The following is an 11,663-nucleotide window of genomic DNA, read 5'->3' as shown; positions in this document are numbered from 1 at the left end:
ACCGATACACCACGTCCCAGGACTTGACCGGTCAAAGCGTCGGAGCAGCAGGAAGACTGAGTCATACGGGATAGCGCGGAGAACAGTCCTAAACACGCCTGCGTATGGGGGCGCCATCGCCACGTGGACGCGCTCCCTTTTCGCCGATCGCTACCCTTTCTCACAGCAGAACGGACAGCCGCCGCGGCACCACTCCCCCAGCCACAAGCGGCCCGATCACACCCGGTTCGGCTGTCCGTCCCGTGAGGGCGGCGCATCGCCATCGCGATCGAACTCTGCTGTGCTGATGCGGCGAACGAGATGCGCCAGTTATGTCAGCGCCTCCACCTACTACCCCATTCTCGCTCGCACACGATCGACGCACTCCTATGTCGGTCCGGTCGCCTATGACTATGCGCAGGTCGTCGTGGTCAGGTCGGGATCGGCGATTCTGTTGACGGAGTTTGGGCAGAGGCCGGTCACCGTCGGCGACGTGATCGTCCTGGCAGCGAACACCGTGTGCCGTGGCGAACCCGAAGGAAGAATCACAACCACAACTATCTACCTAGACATGGACTACGTGATTGATCAGCTGCGTTGGCAATACGCCGCGTGCCTGCGGGACAGTCAGGAGGCGCGGACATTTGCCGAAACGATGTTTACGGAACCGTCACAGATTCTGCATGTTGGCGAAGACCGAGCGGGGATGATGAGGCCGTGGCTGGATGAATTGGCCGCCCGTAGTGCTGAAGGCAGATTCCCGGAGAACTTCTATCGAATGCAGGCGCTATTGTTCAACATCTTTCATGTGATCACACCTTTCATCAAGACTTCTCCAGTTCGCACATCGATAACTGAACGGGCGATGACATGGACGTCTCAACCTCGCATTCGCCGATTCGCTCCCTTACGGGACGAGGCACGCAAGATCGCCGATCTGCTTCATAGCAACCCTGAGCACCGCTGGACAATATCGGAGCTGGCGAATGAAGTCCACCTCTCGAAGTCTCAGGTTGGTCGGGTGTTCGTAGAGGCATACGGCAAGTCTCCGATCGCCTACTTGACCATGTTGCGAACCGAGCGGATGGCCGGTCTTCTTCGTACCACGTGTGCACCGATCGCAGTGATCGCCCGTGAGGTGGGCTGGAGTGACCCCGACTTCGCCGCCCGTCAGTTCCGCCGAAGAGTAGGGCTGACCCCCACTCGCTACCGGATGATCACCCGTGGGAGAGATGACATACCGAGGGATAAGCGCGTGTAGCTGGGCGACTACTTCAGCATTGGCATCGCCGCTCAGTTCCGCACACTCGACCCCATAGAACGGGAGGGGGCTCGTCGAACTCATCGCCGAGCTCGACAGTCGTCAGCCTCATTTCGTCGCCCCCTCATCTCCTGACACGCCCGGCGTACTCCACGCTCGTACACCTGCCCCTCGTGAGGAGGAGATGCCAGACGATGACTATGAGTAACGGGACTCGGGAGGCAAAGCCCGAGCCCTCGAAGAAAGCATCGTGGGCTCAGCCGAAGCACTGGTGTCCGGTGGGGACTGGCGTCGCGCGATCGTGTTCGCAGGCGGGTTTCGGTCGCGCTCTTTGAACGACACGCATCTAGACGCAGCATCTCGAAGCCCACGAGCAGGGCGGCAGACGGAAAGTCCCCCATCGCCTACCTGACTATGCTTCGAACCGAGCAGATAGCGCATCTTCTGCGCAGCACCGACGCAACGATCGCTCGGCAGGTGGGCTGGAGCGACCCTGACTTCGCCGCAGGTCATTTCCGACGCAGCGCAGGCATCACCCGCGCCGTCACCGCGACCTTGTCCGGGAACGGACCGAGGTCCGGGATGTCGGCGACGCTCCAATGAGCACGAGGATCGCTGGACTCCTGGTCGGAATGCCGCATCGGCACGGGGCTGCGTCCGAGAGCGCGGATGCCATGCGTCGGTCATGCTCGAGTGAAGTCGAACATTCGCAGAGCGTCCACCAGTTCAGGCAATCTCTTCGAACGATTAGCAACGGATCAACCACAAGACTTCCGTGCAGATGCACCCGGACTATACACGCATGGCGCCGGACAAAACGGGCATGATCGACCGCCCGGATCACCGCGCACTCTGTTTGTGAGGTACAGGTGGGCTGACAACGTCGGGTTCAGTGATGCGCCTGGCGGTCGTCCACTACTTGTCCGTCGTCCGTCTCGATTCCTCACTGACGCCCTTGGCGCACCTTCTGGTCGCAGGGGTCACCCCGCCGTGTGCGGTGTGACATGCCGGGAGGAGGAGGCCGATGGCGTCAATCGAGGAACAGCGTGCCGCGCGGGATGCGAAGCTCGACGCGCTGCATGAGCGGCTGGCGGCCGCGGTCGGTCAGCTCTCGACCGGAGACGACTGGAAGCAGGCGCTGGAGTTCGCCGCGAGGTTCCGGTCGAGGAGCTTTGGGAACGCGCTGCTGATCTGGGCGCAGCACCTCGACGCTTTCGACCAGGGGCGGGTGCCCGCGCCGGAGCCCACCTATGTCGCCGGTTATAAGCAATGGCAGACCTTGGGCCGTCAGGTCGAGAAGGGTCAGCCCGGCTACATGATCTTCGCCCCGGTCACGGGCCGGTTCGCGTCCTCGACCCCGCAGGATGCCGCCTCGTGGCGCAGGCTCGGCAGGTTCGAGAAGCCGAAGCCGGGTGAGGCGGTGCGCTCCCGGATGGTCGGCGCGAAACCGGCGTATGTGTGGGATGTCTCGCAGACCGCTGGTGACCCGATCCCGGAGCGTCCCTCGCCGGTGCTGTTGGAGGGTGAGGCACCGGAGGGGCTGTGGGAGGGGCTTGCAGGTCTGGTGGAGGCGGAGGGGTTCGCGGTGCTGCGGGTCGAGCACGCCGGGATGATCCACGGCGCGAACGGCTTGACCAACTACACGAACCGGACGGTCGCGGTGCGGACGGACATGGATGCGGCCGCGCAGCTGAAGACCTTGGCGCACGAGCTCGCGCATGTGAAGCTGCATGGCCCGGACAACCCGGATGCGACGGGGCATCGCGGGATCGGGGAGGTGGAGGCGGAGTCGGTGGCGCTGATGATTGGCGCCGCGCACGGCATGGACACCAGCTCGTACACGATCCCCTATGTCGCGGGGTGGGCGGGCACGGTGAAGGACAAGGACCCGGCCGAGGTGGTGCAGGCCACCGGCGAGCGCGTCCGTAAGACGGCCGGGGCGATCCTCGACGCCCTTCCGACCGCGCAGCTCGGCGGCGGCGACCCGCCGGGCCTTTCCCGTGACACGGCCCGCGTCGAACGCGCCCCGCACACCGCGCGCGTCGCACCGCCGCCGGTGGAACCGTCACGCGCGCGTGCGGCGGATGTCGTGGTGAGGGGCTTGTGATGCGCCCGGCCGAACTGTTTGCCGAGATGTCCGGGCTGCCGCTGCCGGTGGCGGCGGGACGGTTCACGGATGCGGGGGTGCCGGTGTTCCCGTGCGTGCCGGACGGGAAGCGGCCCCTCATCGAAGGTGGGTTCCATGCCGCGACCGCCGATGCAGGTCAGGTCGCGGCGTGGTGGCGGCGGTGGCCGACAGCGAACATCGGCGTCCCTACCGGCGCTCCGTCCGGACTGGTGGTGGTGGACGTGGATGTCCACGGCTCCGCCGATGGGCGCGCCAGTTTCGACCGTGCCGACGCGGCGGGGCTGGTCGGCGGGTGGGAGGTGCTGGTGCGCACACCTACGGGCGGGATGCACGCCTACTATCCGGCGACGCCGGGGGTCGAGCAGCGGTCGTGGCAGGCGGGACGGGCCGGGGTCGATTTCCGTGGCGATGGCGGCTACATCATCGTCCCGCCCTCCGCTCGCACGATCGACGGCGCGACCGCCCTGTATCGGGTCGCGGAGGTCGGTGCCGACGCGGCGAGGACAGTAGACGGGAAGGCGTTGCGGGACTTCCTCGATCCTCGCCCTGAACCCCGCGCCCGCCCCGCCACCTCCCACGCGGTGGGGCGGGAGGATGCCAAACGGTTGGCGCGGTGGCTGGGCCGGCAGGACACCGACCGGAACCTCAAACTGTTCTGGGCGTCGTGCCGTCTTGCCGAGGCCGGCGTCCCGATGGCTGACGCTTTGGATGCGGTGCTGTCGGCGGCGAAGTCGGACTTCGGTCCGCGAGAGATCACCGCGACCGTCTGCTCCGCCTACCGCAGCATCCATCCGGCCCCGGCCCGCCCCCGCGAGGCCTCACCGGTACAGGCCACCGAAGGCTGGTTCAGTCGGGCGGTTCCCGCCCGCACGGCCACGAGCGGTCGGGGGTTGTGATGCGTACCGGGGCGGGGCGGCGGTGGGCTGCGGTGACGGCGATCGCGGGGACGGTGCTCATCGCGGCCGGCGCGTTCTGGCTGTCGTTCACCGCACTGGCAGACCTTGCCGCGCGTTCCGGAGTCGGGCAGGGGCAGGCGTGGGCGTGGCCGCTGATCGTTGACGGCATCATCGTCGTCTCCACCGTCGCCGTTGTCGCCCTCGCAGGTCAACGCTCGGCCTGGTATCCGTGGACGCTGCTGGCCGCCGGTGCCGTGGTGTCGGTGACCGCGAACGCCATCCACGCCGTCGTCGCCGCTGACGCCGACGTGCCGGGCGTGCTCGCCGCGAGCGTGGCGGCGGTGCCGCCGCTGGTGCTGTTGGCCATCACCCATCTCACCGTCATCCTCACCCGACCCGCTCCAGGACCAGGGCTCGTGATCGCGTCGGAGCGGTCACCAGAGTCCGACCAGGAGACGGCGGGCGCCGTTGTGCCGCCGAGCCCGGCGGATCGTGAGGTGGCGGTGCTGCTGCGGGATGAGCAGGGGTGGTCGAACAAGCAGATCGCCCGCCACCTGGGCGTGCATCCGTCCACGGTCGGACGCTGGTTCGCTCGCCCCGCCCTGACCGGCCTCGACCGTGAGGAGACACCATGAACACCACCGCCCCACACACACCGATGTCGCCGGAGCACGCCGCACCTCGCCGTGAGCATCCCGAGATGCCGGAGACGCCGGATCGTTCTGGTGATGGGCGTGAGGTGTCGGAGCTGGCTCGCCACGTCGACCCGTCCGCCGCGAAGAAGACAGCGGTGGAGACGGCGACAGGGCGGCGCCGGTCGGGGGTGGAGTGGGTGCGTCCCTCCGATCTGCTGGCCGTCCGGCTGGGAAGGGTCGCCGGGCAGGGTATCGACTTCCAGGCAGAGCTCGCCCGCCGCGCCCGCCTCGTCCCCGGCCAGGCATACCGGGGCACTCGCACCGTGGCTCGGTCGGGGGTGCGCGTAGTGAGCGAGCGGGCGCGGAGGCTGCCGCCGGTGACCGCGTTCGGCCGTGGCGGCGGGGCGGAGCGGCACTCCTGGGTGTCGCGGTTCGGGATCGGGTTGGGGTGAGCCATGAGCGTCCTCCGTGATCTGGCGAGCACGAGCGTGGGGGACGCGTGCGCACCTGCTGTGCAGGAGGTACCGGGATGACACAGGCAGACAGTCAGGACAAGCGGGGCCGGTTCGAGGACTCGGAGGCGCTGCGCGCCCTCCTCACCAGGCTCCATGAGGCCGGGCAGGGTGCGTGGCGGCACGACCCGGAGGCGGCCGCGCTGATGCGGCACGCGTCCGACAAGTACGCGGCCCTGGCCCGCAAGCACGGACTGGACCCATGGGAGGCGGCATCGGCGGCGTTCGAAGCGATGCGGGGAGCGGCGACCCGGCGGGCGGAGGACCCGTGGGCGGTGGTGACCCGCGCGGTGCAGGTGACCTGCATCGGTGAGGAACGCGGCAACGGGCTGCTGTGCTCGGTGCACCAGGCACGCCGGCCCCGCTATTCGGTGTTCCACGACGCGGAGCGGTTCAGCGACCGGGAGAACCCGCTGCCCGATTACCACCCCGCGTTCCAGTTCCATCCCTTCGCCGATGCCAATGGTGATGAGCACGCCGAGGACGACGAGGTGCGGTGGGAGCGGACGATGAACGTCGGCTCGGCGGTGGAGGACACGATCGCGCTGCTGTCCTGGGTGGGCTGGGACCCGGCGACCGCGAGAGCTGCGGTGGAGTACATCACCGGACGGCTCGCGGAGGCACCGTCGCGGGCGTCGGCGTTCGAGACTCTGCGCCGCGACCGGCAGGCCCGCGCTCTTCTGGATCTTCCCGGTAGCTCGTGGACGACGCTGCTGCGGGTCGTGCTCGGCAACCCCGCCCCGGCATTGGCGCGCACCAACGTGGGCCGCGGTCTGCTAGTGCGGCTGCTGAACCGGGAACCGTTGCGGGCGCTGCTGCTGGACGACGACATCATCCTCACCGCGGGGCTTGCCGCCCCCGACACAGGGGTTGATCGGCCATGAGCACCCCGCCGGCCGGGCACATCGAGCTGGAGCGCGCCGTGGACTCCATCGGTGTCGGGCACCGGCACCGGCAGGACTACGGTGACCTGGCCCCGCTGGTCGAGTCGATCCGCCGCAACGGCCTCCTCCAGCCGATCACCATCACTCTCGATGGGCACCTGATCTGCGGAGCCCGGCGCCTGGCCGCGATCAGGCAACTCGGCTGGAAGACCGTCAACGTGTGGGTGCGCTCCGGCGTCTCGGACCGGCTCGGGCAGCTCCTAGCGGAGCAGGACGACAACCTGCTGCACAAGCCGCTGACCCAGTTCGAGGCCGCCGCCCTCTACCGCGAGCTCAAGACCCTGCTCGCCGAAGACGCCGCCCGCCGCCAGGAAGCATCCCGCTTCCACACCGCCAGTGCGGGAGAGGACGGTAACGTTAAGTTAACGGCACCGTGGGACACCACCCCCGGCGAGGCCGCAGTGCAGGCCGCGTTGATGGTCAGCGGCCGCGACTCCCACACCACCCTGGAGCGCATCGGCCGCCTCGAAGACCTCGCCGCCGACCCCTCCCAGCCCGAGGCGGTGCGGCAGCGCGCGGCGGCGGAAGTCGAGCGGATCAAGGCCGGCGGGAAGGTCTACCCCGCCCACCTGCGCGTCAACGCCGAACTCTCCCTCGCCGAACTCGACCAGCTCGCCTCAGACCCCGCCCAACCGGACGAGGTACGCGAGCAGGCCCGCACCGAGGCCGCGCAGATACGTGCCGCCGTCGCGCGAGAAGCGCGAGCGGTCGAGCTGGAGCAGTTGGCGAAGGACGCACTCGCCCGCGTCAAAGCCGTGAAGGCCACGGGCCGCAAACCCCCGAAGCTGCCGGCACTGTCGGCCGTCGAGCCGGGCGAGGCGGTGCCGTTCCCGCTGACCATGTTCGTCGCGACCTGGGACGACATGGCCGACTGGTGGCTCCACCACGACCCAGAACACGTCGGCCCGGCACTGTCCGAGGAGCAATGGTCCCGGTTCGAGGAGACCATCGCCGCGACGGTCGCGTTCGCCGACACCGCCCGCACCGCGCGGGCCGAGGCGGAGCGCGCCGAGCACATCGCCTGACCCGCGTTCTGGGACGGGAGTGTGCACCTTCCTGGCGACCACCCTTCGCTGTCGCCTCCTGGGAGGACCTATGGACCCCGCCGCCCCCGACGATCGTCGTCGTCGCCGTCTGCTGATCACCACCATCGCCGGCGGCCTCGTGCTGCTCCTGCTGGTGGGCGTCGGCGTCTACGGGCTGCTGCGCGGCCCGGCACCCCGCACCGACACCACACCCGCCGTGCCTTCTGTCCCGTCCGCCACGTCGACACCGGCCGGGCCGGACGGTCAGGGACCGGTGGCGGTGCCGCAGACAAGTGGCCCGGAGGCGTTCGCCCGTGCGGTCGCTGTGGCGCTCTTCACCTGGGACACCACCAGCGGCTACCAGGCGGTGGACTACGCCCAGATGCTCGCCGACGTCGCCGCCGACGAGGAAGCAGACGCACTGGCCGGGGATGTGCGCGCCTACCTGCCGAGTCCGCAGGCGTGGGCAGAGTTGCGTCAGTACCAGACCCGCCAGTGGCTCACTATCGACACTGCGGTGATCCCGGAGACGTGGGAGACCGCCGTTGCGCAGGCCGCGCCGGGGCAGATTCCCGCCGGCTCTGTCGCCTACACCATCGAGGGAACCCGGCATCGGGACGGCACCTGGGGGACCGAGCCGGTGGAGGCGTCCCGGCCTGTGACGTTCACGGTGTTCATCGTCTGCACCCCCACGGTCACCGACCGTGGGATCATCGGCAGGAGCTGTGAGTTGCTGCGCCTGTCTCAGCTCGACAATCCGCTCCGCTGAGAGCAGGTGGCCGTCGTGTTTAAGAAGCTCGCCGCCCTTGCGGTCGCCCTGCTATTCCTGGGACCCTCGGTCGTCCTCGTCGGGGTCGCGGCTGTGGTGAATCCGGCGATGACCGCCTGCGCGCCCGGGTCGCTGCTCGTGGGGCCGATCCCGGACTCGCTGACCGCCACCACTCGCAACGGCGAGACCGTCACTCTCGACAGAACCCAGCTCACCCATGCCGCCACGATCATCACCACCGGCGGACAGACCGCCGGGGTCGGCCGGCCCGGCGTCGTGATCGCGTTGATGGCCGCGCTCACGGAGTCGCGCCTGCGGATGCTGGCGAACAAGGGTGCCTACCCCGAGTCTGGGGACTATCCGAACGACGGCAATGGCTCCGACCATGACTCGCTCGGCCTGTTCCAGATGCGCCCCGCATCCGGGTGGGGTTCTGTCACCGAGCTGATGGACCCGACCTATCAGGCGCGCGCGTTCTTCGGCGGACCGACCGGCCCGAACTACCCCTCGCCGCGAGGACTGCTGGACATCCCCGGGTGGCAGCAACTCGACCCTGGCGAGGCCGCCCAGGTCGTCGAGGTGTCCGCGTACCCGGACAGGTACCAGAACTATCAGCCGGTCGCCGAAGCGGTCCTCACCGCCCTCACCCGCCCCGCACCATCCGGTGGGGGCGGGGGTGATCCGGTGGTGCCGGAGACCACCCGGATCGTGTTCCCGCTGCCGGAGGGAACCTGGGTGCGCACCAGCCCGTTCGGGTGGCGCACGCACCCGATCACCGGGGAACGCTCCTTCCACACCGGCAGCGATTTCGCCGCCGCGGACGGTACCCCGATCCTCGCCGCCGCGGACGGGGTCGTCGTGCTGGCGGAGTTCTCCGGCGGGTACGGCGGGCTCATCGTCATCGAACACACCGTCCAAGGGCAGCGGGTCGCGTCCTACTACGCGCACATGTGGCAGCACGGCATCCACGTCACCGAAGGGCAGATGGTCACCGCCGGGCAGCACATCGGCGATGTCGGCTCCTCCGGGATGTCCACCGGACCACATCTGCACTTCGAGATACGCCCCGGTGGCCGGGGAGCCGAAGCCGTCGACGCTGATGCGTGGCTGACCGACCACGGCGCGGAAGGCATCAGCGGCGGCGACACCGCTCTGGCGTCCTGCACGGCAGGCGGTGGGCTCTGATGGACGTGTTTCCTGACTTCGGCGGTGTCGGCGGCGCGAGCGACCTGCGCGCCATCGTTGGCGCGCTGCTGATGTTCGTCCTTGTGATCGCGGTGCTGATGCTGATCGTCTGCGCGATCGTCTGGGCCATCGCCTCGAGTAGCGGCAACTACCAGGCCGCGACCAAAGCTCGCACCGGGCTGTTCGTCGCCCTCGGTGCGGCGGCGCTGGCCGGGGCCGGGGTCGCTTGGGTGAACTTCCTCCTCGATGTCGGCACCCGGCTCTGAACGGAACTACGGGGCCGGTCAGGCGGCGTGGTGGGAGTAGAACGCGCGGAGCCGGGTGGAGAACTCGTCAGGCATCTGCGTGTTCCATTCGTGGCCGGCGCCGCGAACGACTTGGAGCTGCGCACCGCGGATTCCGGCGGCGAGCTGGCGGGCGGCCGGCAGGTTTGGTCGATCCTTGCTGCCGCACAGCACGAGCGTCGGCGCGGCGATCCGTGACAGTTCGCCCCGGAGATCGACTGTGCGCATCGTGTCCAGCACGCCGAGCAGCGTCTTCTTGCTCATCCCCGGAGCGGTCACCATCCGCGCCGGCAGAACCCGCATGATCGCATTCTGCACGCCCATCAGCACCGGGTTCGGATGCACCTGCCCGCCGGAGAGCACCAACGACGCCACGCGCTCCGGGTAATCCAGGGCGAGCCGGGTGGCGACCATCGCCCCCAGCGACAGGCCGCGCAGATGCGCGACGGTCACGCCCCGCCGGTCGAGCTCGTCCAGCACCGACCGTGCCGCCGCAGCGAGGGAGAACGCGGCCGGGTCGCCGTCGCGGAGCCCAGGCAACGGCACCGCGACCCCGGTCATCCCCGCCGGAAGCTCCGCGAGCTGCGCATCCCAGGACTCGGGTCCTTGCCCGATGCCGTGCAGGAACACCACCGTCTGATCGCTCACGCCGCCCAGCCTACGGAAACGGCCGGTGCACCTGACCGTCGAGCACACGTCCCCGTGAACAGTCAGGAGCACCCCCGTGATCGACATCGGCCCCAACAGCTCGGGCCTTCCCGGCATCGAGCAACTGCGCATCATCGTCGGCGCCGTGATGACGGTCGGCCTGATCCTCTCCGTCCTCGCCCTGATCGTCTCGGCGATCGTGTGGGGCTTCGGCGCGAACAGCAGCAACCCGCACCTCGCGAGCCGTGGGAAGGTCGGTGTCCTCGTCTCGTGCGGGGCGGCGATCATCTGCGGTGCCGCGGTGACGCTCATCAACTTCTTCTGGGGCGTCGGGCAGGCCGTCTGATGACCACCCGACATGAACCCCGCCCGTGGGGGTGGGTGCGATGAGCGTCTGCGATGTCCCGGTCATCTCCAACGTCTGCGACGCCGTAGGCGAGGGCACCGCCTCCCTGATCGCAGCGCCGTTCGACTGGCTCGGCCAGGCGATGGCCGGGGCTGCGGCGTGGCTGTTCGAAGCGGTCTGGTGGGTGTTCGACACCACCACTCTCGTCGATGTCACCAGCCCGGAGTACGTCGGGGTCTACAACGTCCTGTTCGGCGTCGCCGTGTTCGTGATGCTGGTGTTCTTCTGCCTCCAGCTCATCACGGGCCTCATCCACCGCGACCTCACCGCCCTCTCCCGTGCCGCACTCGGCTTGGCGAAGTCCGTCCTCGGATCGTTCCTGGTCGTCACCCTCACGGTGCTGCTGCTGGAAGTCACCGATCAACTCGCGGTCGGGATCGTGCAGGCAACCGGCAACACGATGGAAGGGATGGGGACCCAGATCGGGCTCCTCGCCACGGGGCTCGCCGGGATCAACATCGCCGCCCCCGGCGTCGGCGCGATCCTGACCATCTTCCTCGCGGGTCTCGCCATCTCCGCGGCCGCGATCGTGTGGTTCTCCCTGCTGATCCGTAAAGCCCTGCTGCTGGTCGCGATCGTGTTCGGACCCATCGCCCTCGCCGGAGCGACATGGGACGCCACCAAGGGGTGGTTCGCCAAGTGGGCGGCGTTCGTGATCGCGCTGATCTTCTCCAAGCTCGTCCTCGTCGTGATCTTCCTCGTCGCCATCGGCCAGGTGTCCGCCCCCATCGAGGCGGACCTTGCCTCCATATCGGACCCGATCGCTGGGGTCGTGCTGATGTTCATCGCCGCGTTCGCCCCGTACATCACCTACAAGTTCCTGTCCTTCGTCGGCTTCGACATGTACCACGCGATGAGCAGCGAGCAGGAGGCGAAGTCGGCGCTGAACCGGCCCGTCCCGGTTCCCGCATCGCTGAAGGGCGATAGTGCCAAGAAGGTGCTCGACGGCGGCGGTGACAGCAGCGGCAAGCCCACCGGCGGCGGTAGTGGC

At 68.6% G+C, this 11,663-nt stretch carries 13 protein-coding genes; 12 read left to right on the top strand and 1 reads right to left on the bottom strand.

The annotated features are described in order from the left end of the window. The first annotated feature begins 286 nt into the window (after nt 1–286). The 10 genes from MIC448_RS11165 to MIC448_RS11120 all read left to right on the top strand — a co-directional run bounded on the left by MIC448_RS11165 (nt 287) and on the right by MIC448_RS11120 (nt 9,600). The gene (locus tag MIC448_RS11165) at nt 287–1,240 is read left to right on the top strand and encodes a helix-turn-helix domain-containing protein (RefSeq protein WP_051513656.1); all 954 of its coding nucleotides are present in this window, start codon (nt 287–289) and stop codon (nt 1,238–1,240) included. 1,024 nt (nt 1,241–2,264) lie between these two features. Beyond that, on the top strand, nt 2,265–3,347 hold the full coding sequence (locus tag MIC448_RS11160; protein WP_036299583.1) for an ArdC-like ssDNA-binding domain-containing protein: 1,083 nt from the start codon (nt 2,265–2,267) through the stop codon (nt 3,345–3,347). Continuing rightward, complete coding sequence (locus MIC448_RS11155) at nt 3,347–4,264, top strand: bifunctional DNA primase/polymerase (protein WP_036299581.1); 918 nt, start codon at nt 3,347–3,349, stop codon at nt 4,262–4,264. The genes MIC448_RS11160 and MIC448_RS11155 overlap by 1 nt, the downstream gene beginning before the upstream one ends. Continuing rightward, the gene (locus tag MIC448_RS11150; RefSeq protein WP_036299579.1) at nt 4,264–4,899 is read left to right on the top strand and encodes a DUF2637 domain-containing protein; all 636 of its coding nucleotides are present in this window, start codon (nt 4,264–4,266) and stop codon (nt 4,897–4,899) included. The genes MIC448_RS11155 and MIC448_RS11150 overlap by 1 nt, the downstream gene beginning before the upstream one ends. Then, complete coding sequence (locus MIC448_RS11145) at nt 4,896–5,351, top strand: hypothetical protein (RefSeq protein ID WP_051513654.1); 456 nt, start codon at nt 4,896–4,898, stop codon at nt 5,349–5,351. The genes MIC448_RS11150 and MIC448_RS11145 overlap by 4 nt, the downstream gene beginning before the upstream one ends. 77 nt (nt 5,352–5,428) lie before the next feature. Next, nucleotides 5,429–6,295, top strand: coding sequence for a hypothetical protein (locus MIC448_RS11140; protein ID WP_036299578.1), 867 nt, complete (start codon nt 5,429–5,431; stop codon nt 6,293–6,295). Beyond that, nucleotides 6,292–7,380 (top strand): ParB N-terminal domain-containing protein, encoded by a 1,089-nt coding sequence (locus MIC448_RS11135; protein WP_036299576.1) that lies wholly within the window; start codon nt 6,292–6,294, stop codon nt 7,378–7,380. Before MIC448_RS11140 ends, MIC448_RS11135 begins: the two co-directional genes overlap by 4 nt. A gap of 70 nt (nt 7,381–7,450) precedes the next feature. Next, a complete protein-coding gene (locus MIC448_RS11130) occupies nt 7,451–8,149 on the top strand; it encodes a hypothetical protein (RefSeq protein ID WP_036299574.1) in 699 nt (232 codons plus the stop codon). Nucleotides 8,150–8,155: 6 nt separating this feature from the next. Continuing rightward, nucleotides 8,156–9,334, top strand: a complete 1,179-nt coding sequence (locus MIC448_RS11125; protein WP_243419987.1) for a M23 family metallopeptidase — start codon at nt 8,156–8,158, stop codon at nt 9,332–9,334. Next, nucleotides 9,334–9,600, top strand: a complete 267-nt coding sequence (locus MIC448_RS11120) for a DUF6112 family protein (RefSeq protein WP_036299571.1) — start codon at nt 9,334–9,336, stop codon at nt 9,598–9,600. Before MIC448_RS11125 ends, MIC448_RS11120 begins: the two co-directional genes overlap by 1 nt. An 18-nt stretch (nt 9,601–9,618) precedes the next feature. On the opposite strand, the gene MIC448_RS11115 is transcribed toward MIC448_RS11120, so the two are convergent. After that, a complete protein-coding gene (locus MIC448_RS11115; RefSeq protein WP_036299569.1) occupies nt 9,619–10,266 on the bottom strand; it encodes an alpha/beta fold hydrolase in 648 nt (215 codons plus the stop codon). Nucleotides 10,267–10,342: 76 nt separating this feature from the next. On the opposite strand from MIC448_RS11115, the gene MIC448_RS11110 reads away from it, so the two are divergent. Together MIC448_RS11110 and MIC448_RS11105 are read left to right on the top strand one after the other, a co-directional pair. Further along, on the top strand, nt 10,343–10,612 hold the full coding sequence (locus tag MIC448_RS11110) for a DUF6112 family protein (RefSeq protein WP_036299567.1): 270 nt from the start codon (nt 10,343–10,345) through the stop codon (nt 10,610–10,612). A gap of 40 nt (nt 10,613–10,652) precedes the next feature. Beyond that, nucleotides 10,653–11,663 (top strand): conjugal transfer protein TrbL (locus MIC448_RS11105; protein ID WP_036299585.1); only part of this gene is annotated, 1,011 nt, incomplete at its 3' end.

The organism is Microbacterium sp. C448 (assembly GCF_000582705.2).
Taxonomy (GTDB): Bacteria; Actinomycetota; Actinomycetes; order Actinomycetales; family Microbacteriaceae; genus Microbacterium; species Microbacterium lacus_A.
The sequence above is the reverse complement of the archived record's forward strand: the minus strand, read 5'-3'. Positions and strand labels throughout refer to the sequence as shown.

What these genes read in the sequence shown, in the direction of transcription:
- MIC448_RS11135 (WP_036299576.1), top strand. Translation starts at nt 6,292, where the DNA reads ATGAGCACCCCGCCGGCCGGGCACATCGAGCTGGAGCGCGCCGTGGAC.
- MIC448_RS11140 (WP_036299578.1), top strand. Translation starts at nt 5,429, where the DNA reads ATGACACAGGCAGACAGTCAGGACAAGCGGGGCCGGTTCGAGGACTCG.
- MIC448_RS11120 (WP_036299571.1), top strand. Translation starts at nt 9,334, where the DNA reads ATGGACGTGTTTCCTGACTTCGGCGGTGTCGGCGGCGCGAGCGACCTG.
- MIC448_RS11145 (WP_051513654.1), top strand. Translation starts at nt 4,896, where the DNA reads ATGAACACCACCGCCCCACACACACCGATGTCGCCGGAGCACGCCGCA.
- MIC448_RS11160 (WP_036299583.1), top strand. Translation starts at nt 2,265, where the DNA reads ATGGCGTCAATCGAGGAACAGCGTGCCGCGCGGGATGCGAAGCTCGAC.
- MIC448_RS11130 (WP_036299574.1), top strand. Translation starts at nt 7,451, where the DNA reads ATGGACCCCGCCGCCCCCGACGATCGTCGTCGTCGCCGTCTGCTGATC.
- MIC448_RS11150 (WP_036299579.1), top strand. Translation starts at nt 4,264, where the DNA reads ATGCGTACCGGGGCGGGGCGGCGGTGGGCTGCGGTGACGGCGATCGCG.
- MIC448_RS11155 (WP_036299581.1), top strand. Translation starts at nt 3,347, where the DNA reads ATGCGCCCGGCCGAACTGTTTGCCGAGATGTCCGGGCTGCCGCTGCCG.
- MIC448_RS11165 (WP_051513656.1), top strand. Translation starts at nt 287, where the DNA reads ATGCGGCGAACGAGATGCGCCAGTTATGTCAGCGCCTCCACCTACTAC.